Source organism: Oxalicibacterium faecigallinarum (genome assembly GCF_014635705.1).
In the GTDB taxonomy this organism is placed as follows: Bacteria; Pseudomonadota; Gammaproteobacteria; order Burkholderiales; family Burkholderiaceae_D; genus Oxalicibacterium; species Oxalicibacterium faecigallinarum.
On sequence record NZ_BMDI01000001.1, the window covers coordinates 123717 to 149513 of the forward strand.

19 protein-coding genes and 1 tRNA gene are annotated in these 25797 nt (G+C 53.5%); 12 read left to right on the forward strand and 8 right to left on the reverse strand.

Annotated elements, in window-relative coordinates:
• Nucleotides 1-42: 42 nt before the first annotated feature.
• Together IEV29_RS00640 and trxB are read right to left on the reverse strand one after the other, a co-directional pair.
• Complete coding sequence (locus tag IEV29_RS00640; protein ID WP_188379346.1) at nucleotides 43-687, reverse strand: Smr/MutS family protein; 645 nt, start codon at nucleotides 685-687, stop codon at nucleotides 43-45.
• Between the two features lie 104 nt (nucleotides 688-791).
• The gene (trxB, locus tag IEV29_RS00645) at nucleotides 792-1745 is read right to left on the reverse strand and encodes a thioredoxin-disulfide reductase (protein ID WP_188379347.1); all 954 of its coding nucleotides are present in this window, start codon (nucleotides 1743-1745) and stop codon (nucleotides 792-794) included.
• Between the two features lie 328 nt (nucleotides 1746-2073).
• Here trxB and IEV29_RS00650 point away from each other — a divergent pair, with 328 nt between their 5' ends.
• The 3 genes from IEV29_RS00650 (at nucleotide 2074) to IEV29_RS00660 (ending at nucleotide 6501) form a co-directional block, all read left to right on the forward strand.
• Nucleotides 2074-4407 (forward strand): DNA translocase FtsK, encoded by a 2334-nt coding sequence (locus tag IEV29_RS00650; RefSeq protein WP_188379348.1) that lies wholly within the window; start codon nucleotides 2074-2076, stop codon nucleotides 4405-4407.
• Between the two features lie 9 nt (nucleotides 4408-4416).
• On the forward strand, nucleotides 4417-5091 hold the full coding sequence (lolA, locus tag IEV29_RS00655) for an outer membrane lipoprotein chaperone LolA (protein ID WP_188379349.1): 675 nt from the start codon (nucleotides 4417-4419) through the stop codon (nucleotides 5089-5091).
• A gap of 120 nt (nucleotides 5092-5211) precedes the next feature.
• Nucleotides 5212-6501: a replication-associated recombination protein A gene (locus tag IEV29_RS00660; protein WP_188379350.1), complete on the forward strand. Its 1290-nt coding sequence runs from the start codon at nucleotides 5212-5214 to the stop codon at nucleotides 6499-6501.
• A gap of 41 nt (nucleotides 6502-6542) precedes the next feature.
• Here the strand turns inward: IEV29_RS00660 and IEV29_RS00665 are convergent, their stop codons facing one another.
• The gene (locus IEV29_RS00665; protein ID WP_188379351.1) at nucleotides 6543-6752 is read right to left on the reverse strand and encodes a hypothetical protein; all 210 of its coding nucleotides are present in this window, start codon (nucleotides 6750-6752) and stop codon (nucleotides 6543-6545) included.
• A gap of 195 nt (nucleotides 6753-6947) precedes the next feature.
• On the opposite strand from IEV29_RS00665, the gene serS reads away from it, so the two are divergent.
• Together serS and IEV29_RS00675 are read left to right on the forward strand one after the other, a co-directional pair.
• Nucleotides 6948-8243, forward strand: coding sequence for a serine--tRNA ligase (gene serS / locus IEV29_RS00670; protein WP_188379352.1), 1296 nt, complete (start codon nucleotides 6948-6950; stop codon nucleotides 8241-8243).
• A 287-nt stretch (nucleotides 8244-8530) separates the two neighbouring features.
• Nucleotides 8531-9322: a fumarylacetoacetate hydrolase family protein gene (locus IEV29_RS00675; protein WP_188379353.1), complete on the forward strand. Its 792-nt coding sequence runs from the start codon at nucleotides 8531-8533 to the stop codon at nucleotides 9320-9322.
• Between the two features lie 92 nt (nucleotides 9323-9414).
• Here the strand turns inward: IEV29_RS00675 and IEV29_RS00680 are convergent, their stop codons facing one another.
• Nucleotides 9415-11340 (reverse strand): GGDEF domain-containing protein, encoded by a 1926-nt coding sequence (locus IEV29_RS00680; RefSeq protein WP_188379354.1) that lies wholly within the window; start codon nucleotides 11338-11340, stop codon nucleotides 9415-9417.
• A gap of 265 nt (nucleotides 11341-11605) precedes the next feature.
• Between IEV29_RS00680 and IEV29_RS00685 the strand changes: the two genes are divergently transcribed.
• Nucleotides 11606-11695 (forward strand) — tRNA-Ser (locus tag IEV29_RS00685).
• Between the two features lie 147 nt (nucleotides 11696-11842).
• Here the strand turns inward: IEV29_RS00685 and IEV29_RS00690 are convergent.
• On the reverse strand, nucleotides 11843-14419 hold the full coding sequence (locus IEV29_RS00690; RefSeq protein ID WP_188379355.1) for an ATP-binding protein: 2577 nt from the start codon (nucleotides 14417-14419) through the stop codon (nucleotides 11843-11845).
• A 285-nt stretch (nucleotides 14420-14704) separates the two neighbouring features.
• Here IEV29_RS00690 and IEV29_RS00695 point away from each other — a divergent pair, with 285 nt between their 5' ends.
• On the forward strand, nucleotides 14705-15067 hold the full coding sequence (locus IEV29_RS00695; RefSeq protein WP_188379356.1) for a response regulator: 363 nt from the start codon (nucleotides 14705-14707) through the stop codon (nucleotides 15065-15067).
• 250 nt (nucleotides 15068-15317) lie between these two features.
• Nucleotides 15318-15923 carry a hypothetical protein gene (locus tag IEV29_RS00700; protein ID WP_188379357.1) on the forward strand — a complete coding sequence of 202 codons (606 nt, stop codon included), beginning with the start codon at nucleotides 15318-15320 and terminating at the stop codon, nucleotides 15921-15923.
• A 50-nt stretch (nucleotides 15924-15973) separates the two neighbouring features.
• Here the strand turns inward: IEV29_RS00700 and IEV29_RS00705 are convergent, their stop codons facing one another.
• The 3 genes from IEV29_RS00705 to IEV29_RS00715 form a co-directional block, all read right to left on the reverse strand.
• Nucleotides 15974-17131, reverse strand: a complete 1158-nt coding sequence (locus IEV29_RS00705) for an acyltransferase family protein (protein ID WP_188379358.1) — start codon at nucleotides 17129-17131, stop codon at nucleotides 15974-15976.
• A 306-nt stretch (nucleotides 17132-17437) separates the two neighbouring features.
• A complete protein-coding gene (locus tag IEV29_RS00710) occupies nucleotides 17438-18304 on the reverse strand; it encodes a hypothetical protein (protein WP_229726120.1) in 867 nt (288 codons plus the stop codon).
• Nucleotides 18305-18542: 238 nt separating this feature from the next.
• The gene (locus tag IEV29_RS00715) at nucleotides 18543-20954 is read right to left on the reverse strand and encodes a DUF3772 domain-containing protein (protein ID WP_188379359.1); all 2412 of its coding nucleotides are present in this window, start codon (nucleotides 20952-20954) and stop codon (nucleotides 18543-18545) included.
• Nucleotides 20955-21230: 276 nt separating this feature from the next.
• Between IEV29_RS00715 and IEV29_RS00720 the strand changes: the two genes are divergently transcribed.
• From IEV29_RS00720 to IEV29_RS00735, 4 genes are all read left to right on the forward strand, one after another.
• Nucleotides 21231-23486 (forward strand): hybrid sensor histidine kinase/response regulator, encoded by a 2256-nt coding sequence (locus IEV29_RS00720; protein WP_188379360.1) that lies wholly within the window; start codon nucleotides 21231-21233, stop codon nucleotides 23484-23486.
• Nucleotides 23487-23586: 100 nt separating this feature from the next.
• A complete protein-coding gene (locus IEV29_RS00725) occupies nucleotides 23587-23838 on the forward strand; it encodes a dsRNA-binding motif domain-containing protein (protein ID WP_188379361.1) in 252 nt (83 codons plus the stop codon).
• Nucleotides 23839-23907: 69 nt separating this feature from the next.
• Nucleotides 23908-24144 (forward strand): hypothetical protein, encoded by a 237-nt coding sequence (locus tag IEV29_RS00730; protein ID WP_188379362.1) that lies wholly within the window; start codon nucleotides 23908-23910, stop codon nucleotides 24142-24144.
• Between the two features lie 164 nt (nucleotides 24145-24308).
• On the forward strand, nucleotides 24309-25691 hold the full coding sequence (locus IEV29_RS00735; protein ID WP_188379363.1) for an MgtC/SapB family protein: 1383 nt from the start codon (nucleotides 24309-24311) through the stop codon (nucleotides 25689-25691).
• Nucleotides 25692-25797: the final 106 nt, after the last annotated feature.

A 25797-nucleotide genomic window follows, 5' to 3' on the forward strand; every position in this document is an offset into this window, starting at 1 on the left:
CTGCAGTCAACGCTCTTTTTGTTTGTGCTTTACTGACGAAGCTTAACTGGCACGTAGCAAGACAATTAACGCACCCGCCCCGCCATCCGCAGCGCGTGCCTGACAAAATGCGATGACTTCATCCTTTTGTACCAGCCAGTTGCGGACTTTCTTCTTGAGTACAGGTTCCTTGTTCAGCGAGCCTAATCCCTTGCCGTGAATCACACGCACACAGCGCTGGCCGCGCTTGATCGCCTGGCGCAAGAATTCGCCCAGCGCATCACGTGCTTCATCGGTGCGCATGCCGTGCAGATCGAGCTGGCTCTGGATTACCCAGTGACCGCGTCGCAGCTTGCGCAAGACGTCCGGGCCGATACCGTTGCGCGCGTAGCTGAGCGCCTCATCAGTGTCGAGCAGGGATTCAATCGTGAATTCGTCAGAGAGCGATTCGCGTAGCGCGGCCTGTTCATCCGCCAGATGCTGGCGTGCAATGGGCAGGGGACGTGGTTCGGCAACAATGATCTTGTCTGCTGACTTGAGTGGCTGAACGTCGCCAATGCTGCTGCGGAACAGGTTCGCTTCTTGCCGAGCAACGTGTTCTGCACGCAGCCGTTCCGCTTCGGCAAGACGACGCGCTTCTTCCTGCTTCTTCAAATCCTTGTGCAAGGATTTGAGTGCGGTGAAGTCCTTGATCGACGCAGGCGGCATGATGCACTCCGCTAGTAATTACGTGTCTGAAATCACGTATGAGGAACGACGAGGAAAAGAATAAAGAAAAGGGCCGGCCTCAGCAATGGTGGCGGCCCTTTCTCTTACTCCAGACTTTCCAGATAACGTTGCGCATCGAGGGCTGCCATGCAGCCGGTGCCGGCACTGGTAATCGCCTGACGATAGACGTGATCCTGTACGTCGCCCGCCGCGAACACGCCCGGGATATTGGTCGACGTCGCCATGCCTTCCAGACCGGTTTTTGTCTTGATGTAACCATTATGCATATCGAGCTGGTCGATGAAGATATCGGTGTTTGGCTTGTGACCGATGGCAATGAACACGCCGTGCAGCGGTACTTCGGTCACGCTGTCATCGATGGTCGATTTGATCTTGACACCAGTCACACCGCTGTCGTTACCAATCACCTCGTCCAGTGTGTGATTCCATTTCACTTCGATCTTGCCTTCTTCGACCTTGGCCATCAGGCGGTCAATCAGAATTGCTTCCGCACGGAACTTGTCACGACGATGGATCACGGTGACTTTCTTGGCGATGTTGGCCAGATACAGTGCTTCTTCGACAGCGGTATTGCCGCCGCCAACGACGGCGACTTCCTGCTCGCGATAGAAGAAACCATCGCAGGTCGCGCAGGCCGACACGCCTTTGCCCATGAAGTCCTGTTCGGAAGGCAGGCCGAGATATTGTGCTGACGCGCCGGTTGCGATAATTAGCGAATCACAGGTGTATTCACCCATGTCGCCGACCAGACGGATCGGCTTTTCGTTCAGGTGGGTGGTGTGGACGTGATCGAAGATGATCTCGGTATTAAAGCGTTCTGCGTGCTGCAACAGACGCTGCATCAGCTCCGGACCTTGCACGCCCAACGGGTCGCCTGGCCAGTTTTCGACATCGGTGGTCGTCATCAACTGGCCGCCCTGTTCCACGCCGGTAATCATGACGGGATGAAGATTGGCGCGTGCGGCATAAATGGCGGCGCTATAGCCGGCAGGACCGGAACCGAGAATCAGGACTTTGGCGTGTTTGACGGTGGACATGGAAATGTTTTTCTTTGGTTAGGCTGAAAAAAGACGAAAACTCAGGGATTACACGTAGTCATATGCCGGTGGGGCATGAAAATTTCAACGGTATCCGGAATTATTCGTGTAACAACGTAAAAACTGGTTAAGATTATAGACGAACCGGTCATGGCGCGAGGGACGCGCCGTTGACCGCGCTTACCGACGTCGTGCCGGCAGATTTGATGTAGCGTTGGCGTCGGAATTGGCATCTGCCAGACCTGTTTGACCCTCTGCCGAAGAATTTGCGCCGATGCAAACCACTTTGCAAAGTGCGGTTCTCAACTGACGCAACGCGTCTCGATTTATGACAAAGACAAGCCAAGCCTATACCCGCAAGACCAACAATTCCAAAGCGCCACCGCCGCCCGGCCGTATCGCTCGCCTGCTTTCCGAGGCACGCTGGCTGGTACTCTCGGTGGTGACCTTGTACCTGATCCTGATTTTCATGACGTATTCGCCAGTCGATCCGGGCTGGTCGCACGCCAATATGGTGACCAAGCTGAACAACCTTGGTGGCAAGACCGGTGCCTGGCTGGCCGATCTGTTCCTGTTCATTTTTGGCTTGTCTGCCTGGTGGTTCTGCGTGTTCTGCCTGCGACTGGTGTGGACGGGTTATCGCCGTCTGTCGCGCCGCTTCCTGCTAAAGCAGGAGCCGGAAGAGCCGATTCCGCATGAAAACCTGATTCGCGGCATTGGTTTCTTTGTGATGATGGTGGGCAGTGTCGGCATCGAATATTTGCGCATGCATTCCATACGTGCCGACCTGCCGCGTGCGCCGGGCGGTGTCTTGGGCGAGTTGATCGGTACGGCCGCGCAAAATGCCTTTGGCTTCATGGGCGCGACCTTGCTGTTGTTGCTGTTGTTTGGTTTGGGATTCAGCCTGTTCTTCCATGTGTCGTGGTTGAATGTGGCCGAGCGCATCGGCGAGTGGATCGAGCGTAGTCTGCGCATGGCGGGCAATCTGTACGGTGCACGCAAGGATCGTCAGATGGGGCAGGTCGCAGCGGTCAAGCGTGAAGAAGCCGTGGTGCAGGAGCGCGCCAAGGCTGTCGAGTCCACGCCGATCCGCATCGAACCGCAGATCGTCGCAGTGCAAAAATCAGAGCGTGTCGAAAAAGAGCGTCAGACTTCGCTTTTTACCGACATGCCGGATACCAATCTGCCACCGTTGTCCTTGCTGGATGATGCGCCACAAACACAGGAAACCGTCAGTGTCGAGACGCTGGAATTCACAAGCCGCCTGATCGAGAAGAAGCTTTCCGATTTCGGCATCACGGTCAAGGTCGTTGCTGCGTATCCAGGCCCGGTCGTCACGCGTTACGAGATCGAACCGGCTACCGGCGTCAAAGGTAGCCAGATCGTCAATCTGGCGCGCGATCTGGCGCGTTCGCTGTCACTGACGTCCCTGCGTGTGGTCGAGACGATTCCAGGCAAAAACTACATGGCACTGGAGTTGCCGAATCCGAAACGTCAGATCGTGCGTCTGACCGAGATCGTCAGTTCCAAGGTTTACAACGACAGCGCATCGAGTCTGACCGTTGCTCTAGGTAAAGATATCGCGGGCAATCCGGTCGTTGCCGATCTGGCCAAGATGCCACATTTGCTGGTCGCGGGTACAACCGGTTCCGGTAAGTCGGTCGGTATCAATGCGACGATTCTCTCGCTTCTGTACAAGTCGGATCCCAATCAGGTTCGCATGATTCTGATCGATCCGAAGATGCTGGAACTGTCGATCTACGAAGGCATTCCGCATCTGCTGGCGCCAGTCGTCACCGACATGCGTCAGGCGGGGCATGCGCTGAACTGGGGCGTGAACGAGATGGAGCGCCGCTACAAGCTGATGAGCAAGCTCGGTGTGCGCAATCTGGCGGGTTACAACGCCAAGATCGCCGAAGCGGAAAAGAATGAACAAAAAATTCCGAATCCGTTCAGCCTGACACCGGATGCACCGGAGCCTCTGGAAAAATTGCCAACCATCGTCATCATCATCGACGAGCTGGCTGACCTGATGATGGTGGTCGGCAAGAAGGTCGAGGAGCTGATTGCCCGTATTGCACAAAAAGCACGTGCTGCGGGTATCCACTTGATTCTGGCGACACAGCGCCCATCTGTAGACGTGATCACTGGTCTGATCAAGGCCAACATTCCGACGCGTATCGCGTTCCAGGTCAGCAGCAAGATCGACTCGCGCACGATTCTGGATCAGATGGGAGCGGAAGCCTTGCTTGGTATGGGTGACATGCTGTACATGCCGCCGGGTACGGGTTTGCCAGTCCGTGTACATGGTGCTTTTGTATCCGATGACGAAGTCCACCGTGTGGTCAATCATCTGAAAGAGCAGGGCGAACCAAATTACGTGGAAGGCATCCTAGAAGGAGGCACAGTAGAAGATGGTGATCTGACGCTTGGTGCGGAAGGTGCTGGCGGTGGCGAAGGTGATGCTTTATACGATCAGGCGGTAGCGATCGTATTGAAGAATCGTCGCGCTTCGATCTCGTTGGTGCAGCGTCATCTTCGTATCGGCTATAACCGCGCAGCGCGTCTGCTGGAGCAGATGGAGCAGAGCGGACTGGTTTCTTCCATGCAGTCCAATGGCAATCGCGAGATTCTCGTCCCTGCCGGGAATGCAAACGAATAGAAAGAGAATATGAACAATCGCAGACAGCAGGTACAAACCGCTAAACGTTTTGATTTTCGCTTGCCGGCACTAAGTGTATTGCTCGTTGCTGCAGCGTTGGCTCTGCCGACGCTTGCTCAGGCCTCGGCACTGGATCAATTCAAGACTTTTGTCTCGTCAACGCAATCGGCTAAAGGTAATTTCACGCAGCAACTGGTGAAGGTGGAAAGCGGCACACCAAAAGTATCCAACCAGTCGTCCGGTACGTTCGTTTTTTCTCGTCCGGGCAAGTTCATCTGGACGTATCAAAAGCCTTATGAGCAATTGCTGCAGGCTGATGGCGAAAAGCTGTACATCTATGACAAGGACCTGAATCAGGTCACCATCAAAAAACTGGGGGATGCGCTGGGTTCTTCGCCAGCGGCCATTTTGTTCGGTAGCAATAACCTAGAACAAAACTTCAATCTCAAGGACGCCGGTGCACGTGATGGCATGGAATGGCTGGAAGCCACCCCAAAAGCGAAAGACACGACCTTCGACCGTATTGGCATTGGCATGAAAAACGGTGTGCCGGCCGCGATGGAACTGCGTGATTCGTTTGGCCAGGTTTCCCTGCTGACTTTTGGCAGTTTTGAGAAAAATCCGGCGATGTCTGCAGGACAATTCAAGTTTGCGGTGCCCAAGGGCGCTGACGTTTTCCAGTAATCGCGCATTAAACTAAAATACGCTGCATGCGTGCAGCATGACGCGACGCCAGACCGATATTCGGCTGGCGTCGATTGTTTTTGATGCTGTCGTTTTTTCGATCTTATTTTCCGACTTGACATGGCCATTCCGCTCGCTGAACGACTACGACCGCATCACCTCGACGAGGTGATCGGGCAGCAGCATATCCTTGGCCCGGGCAAGCCCTTACGGGTTGCGTTCGAGTCGGGAGAGCCGCATTCGATGATTTTGTGGGGCCCGCCAGGTGTGGGCAAGACCACACTGGCCCGTCTGATGGCGGATAGTTTTCAGGCAGATTTCATCGCGTTGTCGGCTGTGCTGTCGGGCGTCAAGGATATCCGTGATGCTGTTGAACGTGCAGAACTGTCGCGCGGTGCGATGGGGCGCCGCACGATTTTGTTTGTCGACGAGGTACACCGTTTCAACAAGAGCCAGCAGGATGCGTTTCTTCCTCACGTTGAAAGTGGTTTGTTCACCTTCATTGGCGCCACGACGGAAAACCCTTCCTTCGAGGTCAATGGCGCCTTGCTGTCGCGTGCTGCCGTCTATGTACTGAAGTCGCTGGCCGAAGACGATCTGTTTGCCATGCTCGAGCGCGCCGCCCGCGAGGAACTGAATGGCATTACCTACAGTGATGACGCCAAGACGATGCTTGCCGCGAGCGCTGATGGAGATGGCCGCAAGCTATTGAATAATCTGGAAATTGTCGCGCGTGCTGCGCACGCTGCAGACAAGAACGAGATTGATGTGCCTTTGTTGCAGGCGACGTTGGGCGATGCATTACGTCGTTTCGATAAAGGCGGCGATACCTTCTACGACCAGATTTCCGCACTGCATAAATCGGTACGCGGTTCCAATCCCGATGCGTCGTTATACTGGTTTACCCGCATGCTCGATGGCGGTGCCGACCCACGTTATCTGGCGCGCCGTATTGTGCGCATGGCGTGGGAAGACATCGGTCTGGCCGATCCGCGCGCCATGACGATTGCGAATGAGGCAGCGGCAACCTATGAGCGTCTTGGATCACCGGAAGGTGAGCTGGCACTGGGGCAAGCCGTGATCTATCTGGCGATCGCCGCAAAAAGCAATGCCGGTTACAACGCCTACAATCAGGCGCGTGCCTTTGTATCCAAGGACAAGTCACGTCCGGTGCCTGAACATTTGCGCAATGCGCCGACCAAGTTGATGAAGGAACTGGGTTACGGCAAGTTATATCGTTATGCACATGACGAGCCGGAAGCCTATGCCGCAGGGGAAACCTATTTGCCTGACGGTATGGCCGATCCGCACTGGTACCAGCCGACGCCACGCGGTCTGGAAGGCAAAATCGGCGAAAAGATGGCGCATTTACGCGCACTGGATCGCGACGCCAAGAAGAATAACAAGTAAGGCACTGCAGGCTGCGGCATCTCCTGGCTTTTTTGGTCTTTTTAGCGTTTCTGCGCAACAAACTGTGCCCAGATCTGTTTGCCAAAGGAATAGCTCGCGCCCAGACAGACGCCGCCGATCACGCCATAAATGATGCTGCCGCCGTACACGAAAAACATCAGGCCACACCAGATCATGCAGCCAAGTACCAGCACGAGGCCGACAATCAAAATGGGTGCCGGGATGGGTTTGTCGTCGTCCTGATCGTTCATAGCGAGTTGGAAATATCTATATGTCTGAAGGAAATCCGGGCGTCATCGCGGATAGCGAGGCCACGGCAGAAAGTCGCCATGGTAACGCACCTGTGTCACCTGCTGCGATACGGTTTCTGAATTTGCAGCCGGGTGATGGATTTGTTGCCCGCCTTGGTACAATCTCGGTTTGATTTTATCTTTTGCCTCTTTCTCATGATCGACATTCAACTTCTTCGCAAAGACATCGACAGTGTGGCGGCGCGCCTTGCCGGCCGTAAGTTCCAGCTCGATGTGACCACTTTTAATGCACTGGAAGCCGAGCGCAAGCAGATTCAGTCGAGCACGGAAGAGTTGCAGAACAAGCGTAATACGCTGTCCAAGCAAATTGGCATGCTCAAAGGCAAGGGCGAAGATACGTCGGCCGTGATGGCACAGGTTGCTGGTCTGGGCGATGAGTTGAAAGCCTCGGCCACGCGTCTTGATGAGCTGCAGGCAAAGATCAGCGACTTCATGCTTGCCATTCCCAATCTGCCGCATGAATCGGTGCCGGTCGGTACGGACGAGTCTGGGAATGTCGAGTTGCGTAAAGTTGGTACGCCGCGCACCTTCGATTTCGAGATCAAGGATCACGTCGACGTCGGTGCAGGTCTTGGGCTTGATTTCGATGTGGCGACCAAACTGACCGGTTCGCGGTTTGCGGTGATGAAAGGCGGTATCGCCCGTCTGCATCGTGCGCTCGCACAGTTCATGCTGGACACGCACACTGGCGAGCATGGCTACACCGAGTGCTACACGCCATACATCGTCAATGCCGATTCGCTCAAGGGCACGGGGCAGTTGCCAAAATTTGAGGCGGATCTGTTTGCGGTTAAAAAAGGTGGACAGGAGGGCGAAGGCGAATCCTTGTATCTTATTCCGACCGCTGAAGTTTCACTGACGAATATCGTGCGCGATGAAATCGTGAGTGGCGATGAGTTGCCGCTCAAGTTGACGGCGCATTCGCCGTGCTTCCGTTCGGAAGCGGGCAGCTACGGGCGTGATACGCGGGGCATGATTCGCCAGCATCAGTTTGATAAGGTCGAGATGGTGCAGGTCGTGCATCCGGAGAAATCGTACGAAGCGCTCGAAGAAATGTGCGGCCATGCCGAAACGATTTTGAAGAAGCTTGGTTTGCCGTATCGCGTGATCACGCTATGCACGGGCGACATGGGTTTTGGCGCGACCAAGACTTACGATCTTGAAGTATGGTTGCCGGCGCAAAATACCTATCGCGAAATCTCGTCCGTATCAAACTGCGAGGCATTCCAGGCACGTCGCATGCAGGCACGCTTCCGCAATGCACAAGGCAAGCCGGAGCTCGTGCATACCCTGAACGGTTCAGGCCTGGCCGTGGGTCGTACGCTGGTCGCCGTGCTGGAAAACTATCAGCAGGCCGACGGCAGCGTGACGATTCCTGATGCATTGCAGCCTTACATGAATGGCTTGACGCGCCTTGCAGCGAACGCATAATTTTCCGATCGATCAGGTTTGATCGATCGCTGAAAAATCCCGAGTGAAAACCAGATGATGGTTTGGTCTCGGGATTTTTCCTTTCCAAGGAGCGAAAATGTAATGCTCCACATTCATCGCAGTGCTGATCGCGCAAAGTTTTTCTGCATCACTATTGCGTCAGGGCACGTAATCCTTGTTTGATTGCCCGCATCCTCGTTCATGGCTATATTCTGTGCGTGCACATTCGGTTTGTCGCTGAACAAGCAGAATGCGCGCATCAACTATAAAACCATGAAGGAGACACCATGACTGAAATCAGTAGACGTGGCATGCTTCAGGCCGCCGGTTTGTTGACGGTGGGTGCGATGACTGGCTGCGCATCATCGCGCAGTAGTAGTAACGAACAGGCACTTTTCTCTGTTACACCAACAACGATCCCGATTGTCGGCCGCACGGACCGATTTCCCGTACGACGTATTTACTGCATAGGTCGCAACTATGCTGCGCATGCGCGCGAGATGGGTTCCGATCCGACACGCGAGCCGCCTTTCTTCTTCCAGAAACCAAGTGATGCAATCCAGTTTGTGCCGCCGGGACAGACAGTGGATCATCCCTATCCCACGCTGACCAAGAACTATCATTACGAAATTGAACTGGTCGCCGCGCTGCACAAAGGCGGCAAGGACATTCCGGTCGAAACGGCGTTGCAGCATGTCTTTGGTTATGCCGTCGGACTGGACATGACGCGTCGTGATCTGCAGGCAGCGATGAAGAAGGAAGAGAAGCCCTGGGAAATCGGCAAGAGCTTCGACAAGTCGGCACCGATCGGTCCCTTGCATCCTGCCGCCAGCATTGGCAACTTCACCGAAGGGAAGATCTGGCTGAAGGTCAATGGTCAGGTCAAGCAAAGCTCTGATCTGAAGAACATGATCTGGTCGGTCGCCGAGCAGATCAGCAATTTGTCCCGGGCATTTGAGCTGATGCCGGGCGACATCATCTATTCCGGGACACCAGAAAACGTTGGCCCGGTGGTACGCGGCGATGTGATGGAAGGCTATATCGAGCGACTGCCGAGTATTTCACTCAAGGTGGTGTGAGCGAAGAAATGGCCGGACACTCTCCGGCTATTTTTTCATGCTGATTCGTTTATCGGATCAATGAATGTTTCAAATGATGGATCGTATCTTTGTTATGCAGACGAGCTGGTACGGGCATCGTCCGGCATTACCTCCGGTACAGAAGGTGCGAGGCGACGTTCGATGAACAGGCTGTTGCCCGGAATTTTCTTTGCCTGTTTCTTAGCATCGGCAGCGGCAGCAGCAATCTGATGATGTGAGCCGTAAATGCCCGGTTTGACCTTGAGCAGGCCGAGCGAGATGGTCGCCAGTTCATGAAACACGCGACGTCCACGTCTGTCTTCACTCACATACCCACCCATGCGTCGATGTTCTTCGCCATAGAACGGCGGCACGATTTCCGCAAAGGCATCGATGATGGACAGGCATCGCTGTTCCCAATCTTCGCTCTGAAACAGCATGATGAAATCGTCGCCGCCAATATGGCCGACAAAATCGCGTTGAGGATCACTGTGCGCACTCAGGATCTTGCCGGTCAGACGAATCATGTCGTCCCCCTTGCGATAGCCATACACGTCGTTGTACGGCTTGAAGTGATCGAGGTCGATATAGCAGACGCAGAACGGCGCCTGACTTTCCAGCAGGCGATCAATGTGCTCGTCGATCGGCACATTGCCTGGCAACATGGTCAAGGGATTGGCATAGCGTGCGGCATTGATCTGCATTTGCGTGATCTCGCGCATCAGATCGTGTGCATTGCCCATGCCGACATACCGGCCGTTATCAGTGATGATGAAGCCGTTGAACAGATGGTGACGATCACCATCCACGATTAATTGACTTAGTGCGTGCAGGGGCGTGCTTCTGTCTGCAATCAATGGATTGGCATCCATGAACAAGGTGCAGGATTTCTTGCCATGCAGTTCACGCAGATACGGACGAGCGAAACGATCAATCAGATTGGCGCGTGTAATCAGGCCCACCGGAATGCCATTGGCTACTACGGGAATGATCTGCAGACCCGGATCATTCTTGAACATTTCATAGATGCGGTTGTTGGGTGTGTTCGGCGATACTTCCTTCACGTGACGCAGCAATTTGCCGGCTGTCAGCACTTCATGCGAGAGGCGTGTGTCGGTTGGATAGATGCTGACACCGTTACGGCGCAATTGCGCAAACAGATCGCCAGTCAGGCGTGTCTTAGGATTGGCGTGAGGGCGTGCAATCTTGTAACCCTGCCCACAGGCGACGCCCAGATCGCGAATCATCAATAGTTCAGCATCGGTTTCGATCCCTTCGGCAATGACGATGGTGCCTGATTTTTCCGCAATTTCCTGAATGGAGCGGACGAACTGTAGCTTGATCGGATCCTGATTGATGCCTTGCACAAAGTGCATATCGATCTTGACGTACTCGGGCCGGATTTCCGACCACAGACGCAAACTGGAAAAACCTTCGCCCAGATCGTCGATGGCAATCACAAAACCCATGGCGCGGTAATGTCTGACGGCTTCACGCAGCAGATCGTAGTCGTAGGTCGGATGGCTTTCCGTCAGTTCGATGATGACGCGATCCGGATTGATGCCGACTTCATGGATGTAGCCTAGCGTCTCGCCATGTCTTTGCCCCGATTGCACCAGACATTCCGGACTGACGTTCAAGAATAGTTTGCCTGGCAGCTGCAGTTCGGCAAATTTTTCCAGTGTGATGCGACGACACAAATGCTCGACCTCCACACTCAGTCCGCAAGCGCGTGCGACCTTGAACAGATTGAGAGGCGCATGGAGCGGGCTGTCGGAAGGGCCACGGATCAAGCCTTCGTAGCCGACGATTTCGCCGCGTTGCATGTCGATGATGGGTTGAAACAACGGCGTGAGTTGTCGATGCAGAATCACCTCGCGCAGGCGCTGCACGAGATGGTCGTCCTGATCATTTGCCGGCGCGGTGGACAGCATGACCTGGAGGTCTTGGGCGGCGAAAGGCAAAGTCGGCTCCTTGAACTTGAAGCGATGCGGGATGGCAGGGAAGATGTTCGACATGCAGGCATCCTGTGCTGGGACAATATGGGTAAGGGATTGTGCGGATGGCTGCATGTCGGATGGTGCTGATACGGATTGATCTCGGCGGAATACTACGCGCCATTTATGACAGGATGATGATGGGAAATATGATCAATCCTGCAAGTCAGGGCCGCATAAAAATACCCGTACGTGTCACTTGATCCGCAAATGGGGTTTCCCATTGCAAAAAAGCTCTGCTATAATTGCGGGCTTCGCAGTAAGCAACACGAACGAGACCGCATCCGGAGAGGTGGCAGAGTGGTCGAATGTACCTGACTCGAAATCAGGCGTACGTGCAAGCGTACCGTGGGTTCGAATCCCACCCTCTCCGCCAAATTATCGATAAACAAGGGCTCCCTAGGGAGCCCTTGTTTATTTACACCATCTCTAAAAAAGCATTTAAATTGCTGTATCTGGGCCGATTTAAACGAGTTCTGTATAGCAGCGTCTTCACTCGCCTAGCAAAGCAGCTACGTAAAACTTAGAAATCTTTATTCTTGAGACTTAATTTTTCTAAGAGCATCGAGAGTGTCTGGATGTCTACCGGCTTAATCAGATGATGATTGAATCCTGCGGCCATTGAGGACTCGACGTCTGTATTCTGTCCATAGCCTGACATAGCGATCAGGTAGGCGTTACTGGTTTCTTTCTGACTTCTCAGGCGTCTGGCAAGCTGGTAACCATCCATACCCGGCATACCAATATCGAGTATGAATACATCTGATCGACTATCGGTAGACCGCGCCAAGGCGTTAAAGGGATTCGTGTCGACTTGTACTTCATGTCCAAGTTCCTCAAGCAGCATTGCGAGCATCTGCGCTGCATCGCTATTGTCATCGACGACGGTTATCTTCAGAAATGTTTCTGTGGATCGATCAATCACAATGTCTTGCGCGTCGTTCGTGGATTGATCGGGTAGGTAATGGCGAGGCAGCCTGATTGTAAACACGCTTCCTAGCCCGCTCCCTTCGCTGAAAACATGGACGCTCCCATTGTGGTGCTCCACAAGACTTTTCACCAAAGGGAGGCCCAAACCCAACCCACCCAGCTGACGATCTGGCGTTCTTTCACCTTGAGCAAAAAGATCAAAGATACGATCTTTCAAATGGGGAGGAATTCCTATGCCGTCATCTTTGACATTAATGAGCAGATTGTCTGCATCCGCTTCTAACGTCAGTTTTATATGGCCATTGTTGTTGGTGTACTTCCCTGCGTTTACCAGAAGGTTGACGACGATTTGGATGAGACGCTTCTCGTCGCCGATCACGTAAAGTGACTCGGAATCAAGCTCCGCCAAGAACGCATGGTTTTTACTCTGCATAAGTGGTTGAGTTTGCTCCACGGACGCAGCAATTACTTTTTTGATGTCCACGACATCTTTGTTGAGCTTGATGATGCCTTTGGTGACTCTTGACACATCTAACAGGTCATCAAGAAGCCCAGCCATGTGTTTAACTTGGCGCGTGATAATGTCAGACGTTTTTGTCACTTTCGCTGTATCAGGTGTAGACAAGCGCAGAAGGGATGCCGCAGAAGCAATGGGTGCCAAGGGATTGCGCAATTCATGAGCGAGCATTGCCAAAAACTCATCTTTTTGGCGACTATCTCTCTCCAGACGTGCCTCGACTTCCTTGTTCCGACTGATATCGATCGTAATCCCGTCAAAACGAATTGGGCGATCTTCGAGATCGTAGTAAGCACGGCCTTTTGCGCGAATCCAGCGTGTTCTGCCATCCGGGGAGATCGTCCGATACTCGGCGTCATATTCTGAATGGTGAAATACGGCTGCCTCGACTGCTATGCGGGTAGGTTCACGATCGTCTGGATGGATACGATCATAAAAGACTGAAATATCAATTTCCGATTCGTCATCCAGAAAGAAATGACGCTTGCAGGTGGCATTCCAATAAATCTTTCCTAGGGGAAGCGGACAATAGAACGTACCTAGCTCGGCTGAATCCACAGCAAGTTGCAGAAGTTCGCCTGCCTCGCTTGCGCGAGCTTCCGCTAACAACCTGGAATCATTGGCGCGACTTAACTGCTCACCAGCATCACTTAAGGCAGTGTAGAGCTCGTTAACCTCGGTAATGTTTGATTTTTCAAAAGCTGGTTTGGTGCGATGTCCAAGTTGTCCGGCTGCTGTTTTTGCCAATTTAATTGCGCGGACAATGCGTCCACCAAAAACAAGAGCCAAGAGCGTGGCAAAGATGACGCCGACGCCCATTCCCAACCCGGCGATCCTCGCCGCCTGATTAGAGGCAGCGTCAATTGCCTGTTTGGGTGCGGCGATACTGACTGTCCAGTTTGTGTTGGCAATACGTCTGAAGGAGTTGTAAGAGGCGACGCCTTCCAGTGTTTGGTGCGGGATCATTCCCTTTGTTTCGGTTCGAATGATTTCTTTCATTCGAGGCATGGTGGGTTTGCCTATGGTGCTATCTGTGTCCAGTGTTCTGGCAATAAATTTTCCCTGTCCATCCAGCAGGCCGGCGACCCAATCATTGGATATATCAGCAGTTTCAATGAGATCAATGAAATAGTTAGCGCTGAATACTGCCAATAACACATAGCGCTTACCGTTTTCTAGCGTGACGGGGGTTGCGAGTGTCGTAACCAATTTGTCGGTGCCTGGACCGTATACCACTTCCGATACGGCCGATTTCCCGTATGTCATCAGCTTTTGAATACGTTCTTTTGCCTGCGGCGGCGATACCAAAGGCGTGCCGTAAGCAAAGCGTGTATTGATAAGCTGCTGTCCCTCCATGTCCAGAAGAACAAACCATTTATTCGTTGAGTTATTGGCTAGTTTGGCTTGTTCATAAAGCGCCTGGAAATTTTCGCTGCGCAAATACCTAGACGAAGCAAGAATACGTAAGGTCGTATCTGCCCCTGATAACTCTCTTTCAACAAGCAAGGAGATCGTATGCACTTTCTCATCTAGCTGTTTGAATGTGGATTCCCGCTCTGCATCCTCCAGCATATTTAGTGCCGCAGCGTGAAACGCAATGACTGGTATCAGAATCGCAGCCGACATCAATACTAGATAAGTACGAAGACGCATGTAAATTCAATAAGAAGAGGAGGAGGAGAGGTATTTATTTTTTTGATAATTATTTTAATCAACTATGGGCTATTGGACGATGAGTTTTTGAATGCGTTCGAAAGATCTCGGCACTGCTGAACTAGAACAAAGCATGCTTTTCTAGGCGCGGCCCGCTGTTTCGTTGATAAGTAATAAAAGACATGCTGGTAACGTAATCAGGGAACAAAGCTTCGAAGATGCGTTCTCATACCACGATCCCAGTACATTAAGGCAGACAAAAAACTATTAACTCACGAGGATTAAGTGAAGAAACGCATTCTTATTGCTGATGATGATGCTGACATCGCATATACACTTTCAGAAATACTGCACGATGCGGGATTTGAAACTGCGTTAGCCAGTTCAGCCAAAGACGCTTATAACATGCTTGCAGCGCAGCCTTTTGACCTGTTGCTGACGGATATCAACATGCCAGAATTGAATGGTTTCGCGTTAAAGAAAATGATCAAGCAATGTGAGGCGCTCAATGGCATGCCCGTTATTTTCATGTCCGGCTATTCCCCTTACATTGAAAGAGCGCCAAGCGTCGTTCTCATAAAACCGTTTAACACAGATGACTTGCTGAGTGTGATTGAAATGACTCTGATGTCAGAAGCTGTGCATTGAATATCGATGCAGGTAACTTCCGCTCACCGTGGATATCAAAAAGGCCCCAGAAATGGGGCCTTTTTGTTCTTCTCGATAGCAGTGATGAATGTTCAGTGGCTGGCATAAAGGATACTTTCAGGACGCGGAACCTTGGAGTAAGGTGTCGGGTGTTAGTGTCTTTTTGATTGACTGTGGCAAGCAGCTTGATACCCTGTTTGCTGGTGCATACCATTTCGGATAGATGGCCCATCGTTGAAAAAGGTGCAGGATGAAAAAAAGCCTACTGCTCTTGTCCCTTGCATGTGCGGGTCTGACTGGTTGTCAGTCCAGTAGCAACGACAGTACGACGTTTGTCAGCAAGGAGGGCGATATCCGTTTGCAGCGACCTGCGCGCGTGGTGCCGTCTGAGGATTTCAGTGGCAGAGCATTACTGCAACGTGGCTGGCGTGTCATTTGGGACGGCAGTGATGCAGGGGATGGGCAAGGCGTCGTGCGCTTGACGCTGCCGGCGCGTGCCCCCGACGGCAGTGCGATTTCCGAAGTGCTTCAGATTGGCCGTAGCCAGCACCCTGATGTCGTTGCCAGTTGTCTGACTTACGGTCTGGTATCCGGTAGTGGCATGCGTTTGCCGGTCACAACCATCAATCGTCGGGAATGGACGACTTATTCAAGCAGCGATGCGGGGATGAGTCAATCCATCAAGGCGACCAATTACCGTCTTGTAGTTGAAGATACCTGCTACACGATGGATCGTATCTCTTATGCTGTGCGCGCGGCAAAAGCGACGGAAGATGCGCTGTCGGATGGCGAGGCCGCGAACCTGATGGATGCAGTCCTGGCTTCTGTCGAAATTCAGCCGATGACGACACGCTAAGATCGGGCTGCGTTCACGGTTCTACGCGTTCCAAACAACAGTTTTCACGGTTATGGTGTTTTTGCACCACCCAGTAAAAAGGCCGGCATCTTCAATTGCACCTTGCGCGAACGTTCACGCAAGGGGTGTTCAATAAAGCGGTACACCAGATGGCTGAGCAGCAGCAACAGCGCCAGAATCACGATATACGACAATAAAGCTTGCACGAAGCTCAGTTGCGGGACCATGCGACCTTCGATCAGAATTTCCGAACGCTTGAAGAAAAAGCGATGGACCTGATTGAAGCTCCACAGCAGGGCTGAATGGGACATGTAGATCGAATAAGAAATCGTTCCCAGCCATAGAAAAAATCGCAGACGTAGCATGCGGCGAATGGCACCATCATCCGAAAGCACAATCGCCAAGACCAGCACGGCTGTGAACAGATAGATCCACAAGTCGTGCTGCTTTGGCGTTTTCATTTGCAGATAAAGCAGCAGTAGCACGACCGCAAGCGCAACGCTTTGGGATGGCAACTTGAACCTCACCCGTTCCGATGCCCATGCCGTGCAGCAGCCGATAAAAAAACCTGCAAGACACGACAGCAGATCGGCAAAACCATTCTTGGGGTCGGCCGCAAGAACGACGCAAGCCGCGATGCCGAGCGTGGCGAACACGACCATCTTCATGCGGCCCATGTACAGCACAATCAGACTGAAAAGCAGATAGGTATAAAACTCCACGCTGATTGACCAGGCGGGGGCATTAAAGGTCAATGCATTGCCAGTTGGCCCAATCGCCTGAATCAGGAAGAGTTGCTGGACCAATGCCGTGAGATCGTTTTCGACAAATGGCGTGGTCTTGTTGCTCTTGATGCCGTAATGCGTATAGGCAATGTATTTGGCAATCTCCATCCCCAGAAATACGAGCAAAAACAAGAGATGGACCGGGTAGAGTCGCGCAAACCGCAGAAACTGGAAGCGCGCCAGTTTGGCTGGCGAATCGATATTGTCGGCATACGCCTTGTAGATCACAAAACCGGACAGGACAAAGAACAGTTCGACCATCAGGTAACTGTTGCGAAACAGCGGCAGGTCAAACAGCGCTGCATTCCAGTTGGGTATGTGATAAATGACCACGAGCAGGGCGGCGATGCCACGAATGCTTTCCAATTCGTCGATGCGGTTTCGTTGTACGGCGGGCGTCACGCCGATGATTTGCTGTGCCATCACACAATCCTTCAGCAAATTATTGTTAATTTATTAATTATATTTTTAATAATATAGTGAAATTGCGCGTATAGGTGTAACAAGCGCGCAAAAGGTGGCAAGCGCACAACGTGTATTGCCGGGATGAACAAAAGGAGGATTGACCACCGTCCTGAAACGGTGGCGCAAAAAAGAAAAGACCCGCATCTTATGGAGGCAGGTCTGGATCGGTTCACCCAAACCTATAGTGGAGAGTGGCAAACCGAAGGGAAGTATAGCTCCCTAATGTGACAGTTTGATGACTGTTCTGATTTGTTCGCGAATTCTTTAGAAACGCGCTTTCACGAACAGCGACGGGCCGCGGAAGCGAATGTTCAGTTCTGCATCCGAATTGGCGCTGCTACGTTCCAGTTTTACCCGGTGTACGCCATAGTCCGCCACGAGACCGATGTTTTTCCATGGGAACCATTCCAGGCCAACGTTTCCGTTGTAGATGTGGCCTTGCAGATTGCCGCCATTTTTCTTGACACCACCGGCTTCGAGATACATGCGCACGTTCGGGGTGAACGCATGGCGCCAGCCGAGTTCGATCAGCGGTGCCACCGCATCATCGGTGTAGCGATCCGAGCTGCTGCCGTCATAGGTGACGCCGCCTGCCGTGGCCGAGCCACTGATGGTGCCGGTCAGATCTGCACGATAGTATGCGCCGCCCAGGCCAATGCCGAATACGCTGTTACCGCTGCCGAGCCACCATTTATAAGACAGTCGCGCCATGTCGAGTTTGAACTTGGAGTCAAACGTGGCGCTGCCGGTGACAGGATTGCCGTCGATGACAGAACCTGCTCCAACGCTTTCGCTGTACGAACGATCGTAGCGGTAGTAGTCGAACGAGATGCCTTGGCTGTCAAACAGCAGAATGTCGGCACGCAGGCGAGGAATTGTCACGTCGCTGTTGGTGCGATCCGGAGTGTCAATGCTGCCGTATGGGGTGATGACGCCGGCCTTGAAGGTTGGCTCTGCGCGGAATGCACCAGCCGAAATGCTGATGCGGTCGAGCGCAGGAGAAGGATCTGCAAAAGCGGGAATACTCGCCGACATGCAAAGGCCGAGGACCGATGCAACCTTGGTCAGCTTGCGCCCGTTGAAAGAAAATGTGCTCGGATTGCGTTGGCTATCATCCAGGCTATTGCGCATGACTGTCTCCAGAAAATGATTGATGTCGTTGTAAAGCGTGCGTACGATTCAAGGGAAATCGCTTGCGTTGTCGATGCATTTGCATTGATGTATCGAGACTAACGCAGACAATTGCACTCTCAATGTGCGTTTTCTTACATACGAAATTGGTTTGGCGGAAAGTGTTGCATGATTGATGCAGCGCCTGAAAGAATGGACGTGAATCCGAGCATGCGCATTCAGTCAGCTGACCGACTTCCTACTTTTCCTCTGCATGCTCATTACTGTTGGTGCCCAGTAGCATGGTGTTGATACGTTCCAGAGGAATGTCTGCTTCACGCAAGCGCCTGAGCACGTCAAACAGAAGATTGCTGCGGATGCCGTAAGTCAGTCGCGGCGAAGAGGCAAAGCCGGTGGCATTGAACACAAGATAGCCTTTGTCGATGCCATCCAGCTGGACGTTGGGAGCCGGCGTATCCAGAATGTCCGGATTGCTTGTAAATGCATCCATGATCAGAGCGCGTGCATGTTCGGCATCAATATCGAACGGCAGAGGAAGCTTGATCTGCACCAGACCAAGCGGACTGGCATGCGTGACGTTGCGTACGGTCTTGGTGATAAATTCGGAGTTTGGCACGATCACCGTAGAACGATCACCCATCTGGATTTCCGTTGCGCGGACATTGATGCGTCGAATATCGCCTTCGACACCACCTAGCGACACCCAGTCACCGACCTTGACCGGTCTTTCCGCCAGCAGGATGAGTCCGGACACGAAATTTTGTACGACAGCTTGCAGGCCAAAGCCGATGCCGACCGATAGCGCACTGGCAACCCACGCAATGCGTTCCAGTCCAATGCCGGCAGCCGACATGGCCAGTGCTACGGCAATGATGCCGCCGGCGTAGCCAAACAAGGTTGATGCAGAAACCTGCATGCCGGTGTCGAGGCTGGTGGTTGGCAGATAACGCTTTTCCAGCCATTGCTTGAGCAGGCGCAGTCCGATGAAACCGAGGACTAATACCAGAACCGCTTGCGTGATGGCGCTTGGCTTGATCTGTACTTCGCCGATGGATAACCCGTCATTGAGTTGGCCGATACGGTGAATCAATTCGTTTGGGCCTTCGCCGAAAGGCGCCAGCAGGAGCATGGTGGCAAGGAGCAGCACGATGGCACGGGCAGCCCCCGACAACAAAACCGCTGCCTGGTCGCGCGCCTGCGGGGTTGGCAATACCGTGTGCTTTGCGTCGGGATCCGGCGCAGTTGACGACAGCAGCATGCAGGTATCGTCGACCAGCACCATCAGCAGGTACGTGCTGCATACAACCACTGCAATCCAGGCGATCTGTTTGATGACAAAGCTACCGAGCGCGACATAGCCAGTCAGCAAACTGATGGTACTGATCGACAGTGCGACCCAGATCAGTACTGTCGTCATGCGCAGCCAGATCGGCGTGACATGCGCCTGGTCGGGTTCACTGTTTTTGATGTGACGCCACATGCGTTCTGCACGCTGTATGCCAAGCGCCATCGTCGCACCCAGCATCAATGCCACAATGCAATTGATCGCAACCGCGGTCGTCAACCCGGCATTGATTGCGGTCGTGACCAGTTCGGCAATCCAGCAGAGCGCAACAACCAAGGCGAAGACCAGAGGAAACTTGCGCATGCGATGCGCCAGACGGTCATGTAATGGTAGTAGCCGCCATGACGGACGTCCGGGTGACAGCAATGCATAGCCGATACCAGCGATAAAGCCAGAAAAACAGATGATGCCGATCAGACTGCCGAGAAAGTTCATGGCCTTTTCGGAGAGGCCATCGTCCCAGCGCAAGCCCATCTTGAGCAGTTCGGTGATCAGGAAGGGCGTGGCAACCGCCAGCAGGGTGAGAACCAGCGCATACACGGAGCGTCGCAAACGTCCATGCGGCACGCGTGTTGAGGTAAAGGCCAGCAGTGCATTTCCGAGCTGAATGCGAGCCAGAGTGACGATGATGATACCAACGGCAATCGCAAGCCATACCTGTGTCGAGGTGTTGCGTGCAGATTGGTTGATGCTGTCGAGCAGTGCTTGCACGCGTTGCAGATTCTGAGGCAGTTCGCTGACCAGTTGTGTCCAGAACGGTTTCGACAGGATCGATGTGGTGCGCTCTCCCAGCCGGGCCTGCAATTGCGTGCGGCGTACCGTAGACACTTGTTCGGAAGCCTGATCGGCTTCGACCGAGAGAAGGCGTGCCAGTTTGACCTGCGAGTCAAATGCGCTGCTGTCCTTTTCCAGTTGTTCACGTTGTGCGGCGACATCCTTGGCTTCCTTGGTGTCTTGGCTGGGTTTGCCCAGTTCGGCCAGTCGCGCCTGCACGGCGATCAGTTGCGGGTCGATGTCGCGCGCTATCCGATCTGCTTCCGCACCGGCACCAAGCGCATCGGCTTTCATTTTCGATAGCGTTGCGTCATCCAGCGCTGCTTCGTTCTTTAGCGCCGTCTGAATCGATGTAATTTGCTGCCGCAAGCTATCCAGCTGCTGGTCGACACTGCCGGCAATATTGTCTTGCGTCCAGCCTGGATGTGCCGCACTGAAAAAAGCCAGCAAAGCAAACGAGACAAATGTCAGCCAGCGTTTCAATGTATGGCCGAAAATGGATGTTTGGGAGAAGTAGGCAGAGGGATGCATGGCGTGAAGGTTGATCAGTAGGCGCTGGCGTTAGCCACGTCGTGTCCGTTGTTTTTGTTGTTGACGGTGTTTTTCTTTTGATTTCGACTGTGCCGCCGGAACGAATGTTCCGGGAAAGGGAAATCCGTGTATTGCATGCACGAACGTGTAAAAAATACAGAGTGCGAATGCCGTCTTCAAGCAGGTTTTACATTACGCAATGATTGTCTTGCGCAAACGTTTTTTCATTGTCAGTATCAACATATTCCCTAACCCTAATTATCGCGGCACAAGCACATGGATCGTCCTGCCAATCAAAATCGGCCTACCGTGGATGCGGTTCTGGCGCGCATTTCGGATGGCTACTATTCGGTGAATTCGGCGTGGCAGTTCACCGATGTCAACAGGCAGGCATTGCAAATACTCGACTGCTCGGCCGAGGATTTGCTTGGTAAGGATTTATGGGAAGTCTTTCCGGGGCTGCGCGGTAGCGTGTTCGAGGAGGGTTACCGCAGGGTCATGCTGCAGCGTGAACCGGAAGAGCTCAAGGCATTTTATCCAGACCACCAACGCTGGTATGAAGTGCAGGCGTACCCGACAGGCGATGGCTTGTCGGTCTATTTTCGTAACGTCACCGACATCGTCAACGTTGATGCCAAACTAAAGCAGAGCGAGCAGCGCCTGCAGAAAATGGCCGACTCTATTCCGCAGATCGTCTGGATTTGCGACGCGCAGGGGAACCTACAGTACATCAATCAAAAATGGCATGAATTCACCGGTTTCCCATTTGATCCTCTGCTCGTGCAGGATCAGATCTCGGCGATCCTGCATGAAGACGACCGCGATGTCACGTTGCGTGCATGGGAAAGGTCGCGGTCCGATGGCAGGGCATTTTATGCAGAGCACCGAATGAAGTCGGCCTCTGGTGAATATCGATGGTTCATGGCACGTGCCCAGCCGGAGATCGATCCCGAGACGGAGCAAATTCTCGGCTGGTTTGGTACCTCGACCGACATCCATGAACAGAAACTGGCGCAGATGGCGGCGGAAACCAGTGAGGCTCGCTACAACTCGCTATTCAATTCGATTGATGAAGGGTTTTGTGTCATCGAAATGCTATTCGATTCGGCAGGAAATCCCTTTGATTATCGCTTTGTGGATGTCAATCCCGTATTCGAAGCGCAAACTGGCTTGCATGATGCAATCGGCAAGACCGCTAGGCAGATGGTTCCGCAGCATGAGTCGTACTGGTATGAGATTTATGGCGACGTGGCATTGACCGGCCAGCCGGTTCGTTTCGAAAACGAAGCCAAGGCATTGCAGCGCTGGTATGACGTCTATGCCTTTCGCATTGATGCGCCGGAAGACAGGCATGTCGCTGTCCTGTTCAAGGATATTACCGAGCGCAAGGTAACGGAGCGACAGTTGCTGCTTGATAGCCAGCGCAAGGATGAGTTTCTTGCCATGCTGGCGCATGAACTGCGTAATCCGTTGGCACCTATCAGTGCGGCGGCGGACTTGCTGCGTTTGGCACAACCCGACGATGCACGCGTTCGCAAGTCGAGTGAAATCATCTCCCGTCAGGTGCGGCATATGACCAGCCTGATCAATGACCTGCTGGATGTGTCCCGCGTGACGAGTGGCCTGGTATCACTTGACTCTGCAGCGACCGACCTGCGGCAGATTTTGCTGGAGGCGCAGGAACAGACGCGGCCGCTGATCGAATCAAGGCGACACCATTTTTCAAGCACGATGCCTTCCGAGACGATGATCGTGCGCGGTGACAGCAAACGGCTGATCCAGATTTTTTCCAATCTGCTCAATAATGCGGCCAAGTACACCCCGGAGGGGGGCATCATCAGCCTGCGCGGTGAGGTTCGTGAAAATGAAGTCGATATCATGGTGGCTGACAACGGTATAGGAATGTCTGCATCCCTCGTCAAGAATGCCTTTGAACTGTTTACACAGGCCGAACGGACGGCGGATCGCGCGCAGGGAGGATTGGGTATCGGGCTTGCTCTGGTGAAAAGTCTGGTTGAACTGCATGGTGGCCGTGTGGTTGGTAGCAGCGCGGGATTGAATGAGGGGAGCGAATTCCGCGTCACATTGCCTCTGATGGTGTCACATGCGGTACACGTACCTCTCGATGACGAGCCGACACACAATGCGCTGGAACCCTTGCGGCTGATGGTGGTCGACGATAATGAAGATGCCGCACGAATGCTGGCGATGTTTCTGGAAGCGGCCGGGCACGAGGTGATCGTCGAATTCGAGTCGCGTCGCGCGCTGGAACGGGCCGCCATCGAGCGTCCTTCCGTTTGCCTGCTGGATGTGGGTTTGCCGGATATCGATGGATACGAACTGGCGCGTCGTTTGAAGAGAAATCCGGATACCGCCGATATGATCCTGATCGCGATCACTGGATATGGACAGGAAAAGGATCGTCTGAACACGGCGCAGGCCGGGTTTTCCCATCATTTCGTCAAGCCCGTATCGACGGATGCACTGATGGCCTTGCTGACAGAAATTGCAGTGAGTCGCCAGCCTGGCTGATTGATACGTTGTACACTCGTTCTATCAATGGACGTATTACGCAATGCGTTCAGCAATGCAGATCGTGCAGCAAGCGCGACGGGATGGAAAGGAGATTGCCATGCCAGACAAACTGATTGGGGTGTACAACGTCAGCTATTCCGCCGTACCGCTGCCGGATGAGCAAGGTTGGGCCGCACACCTCACCATTGCCGGACCATCAGCGAATCCGATGCATCGAAACATCGTGTACCCGGATCATCGCATTTCACCAGACAAGATTTTTTCGAGCAGCGAAGAGGCCGAACAGGCCGCTTTGCATGTTGCTGAACAAATGGTGCAGGCAGCACAAGAGGGCAGAGCGCACGATTGAATCGTGACGTGTGGCGTGCCTGATGCTGCATGCGATGTTTTGTCACTCTCACGGACGAGGAGCATCAACATGAGTCGTATCCCAGACGCTGTTTATGGTGGCTTTGATATCTTTACCGTCATCGTGCCCGGTGATCATGGTGGCTGGTCAGCCATCGCCGATGTCGAACGCGCGGGGGCAGATGGTGTGGAAGTCTTTCAGGATTTTGGTGGGCCGTGTGAAGGGCAGACGGCCGAACAGGCCAAGGCAAAGGTTCTCGACAATACGCGCCGGAAGATCGACGATCTGAAAGCCGATCCGGTGTGAAGTGGGCGGGGTAACTTTACCTTTTTGGCTGCCTTTTCCTTAGGCTTTTTGTCGAAATAAGGCGAGCAAGCCGCATGCGTTGTGCATAACGGTATGCGTAATTTGCACGGACAAGTGCAACGGTCTGGTTTATAGTTTGCCATTAGCTTGTTGCTTGTCGAATCATGTCCGTCTCCGATCCCCAAACCATCCAGTCTGTCGTTCAGCCCCTGATTCAAGTTGGTATGTCGCTGCCCGAGGTCAAATGGCCATATCCGGTCAGCCTGATGCGCTTGAGCCTCGCGCTGGCGCTTGGCCTGTTGATTGGGCTGGAGCGGGAGCGTCGTGGCAAGGAGGCTGGCCTGCGTACCTTCGGCTTCGTCGCGCTGCTGGGGGGGATGGGCGGCGTGCTGGGCGATCATTACGCGTATCTGATTCTGGCATTGGTGGGTGTGCTGGCGGTATTTCTCAATATTCAGCGCTTGCGTACCAATGACACGACCGAACTGACGACGTCGGCAGCCATGATCATTACCTGCGTGGTGGGTATTTTGTGCGGAAAAGGGCATACCGCGACGCCGGCCTCGATCATGGTGATTGTCACCGCTTTACTTGCCTATAAGGATCGTCTGAGCGGGTTCAGTCTCGGCCTGACCGAAAATGAGATGCGTTCGGCATTGCTGCTGGCAATCTTGGCGATTGTGATCTATCCCGCCTTGCCGGAAGGCGCAATTGGTCCCTGGCACCTGATTGAGCCGCGCGCTGCGTGGGTAACCGTGATCCTGATCGCCGGAATTGGCTTTGCCAACTACGTACTATGGAAGATGTACGGTACGCGCGGCATTGTCATGGCAGGTTTTCTCGGTGGCCTCGTCAACAGCAGCATTACCGTCAGCGAGTTGGCAGCACGGGCACGCGATCAGCATCGCGATACGATCAGTGCGGCTTATCGCGGCATCTTGCTCGCAACGAGCGCCATGCTGATTCGCAATGGCGGACTGCTGGTGATTCTTGCGCCTGCCGTAGCCGTGACCGCTACCATGCCTTTTGTCGTCATGCTGATCGTGACCGCAGCCTGGTTCTTTGCCGATCGCAATGCGACGCGGCAGGTTGCCAGCGATCCGACGGGACAGGTTGATTTGCCTTTGCCATTTTCTCTAACGGCTGCGCTGAAGTTTGGTCTGATTTTCCTGGTGCTGAATGTAGCCGGCTTGCTGGCACAGCAGGCGTTTGGCGAAGCAGGCTTTTATGTCGTGAGTGTAATTGGCGGTGTGGTCTCCAGTGCCAGCGCGGTTGCGGCAGCGGCTACGCTGGTCGGCAGCGGTTCGATCCCTGTGCATGTAGCTTCAACCGGCGCGGTACTTGCCTCGTTGGCCAGCGTAGCCATCAATCTGCCGCTGGTCATGCGTTCCCACAATCGCCGCTTGATGCTGCGCCTGGGCATTGCAATGCTGTCTATTGCGATTCTTGGCATCATCGGCGCATTAGCCGCCAAGCCCATGATGGCTTTCCTGATGGAAATAGTGCCGGGGCTGGATCAGCTTGTGCCCGTTACGCCCGTGCGCTAAGCTGATCCTATTCCGGCGGCAATAGGAAGATATCCCTTTCTTGTAAGACGAACAAATCGTGCTGTCAGTGTGTTCTCACACAAAGTCGGGCAAATCGCTGATTTTG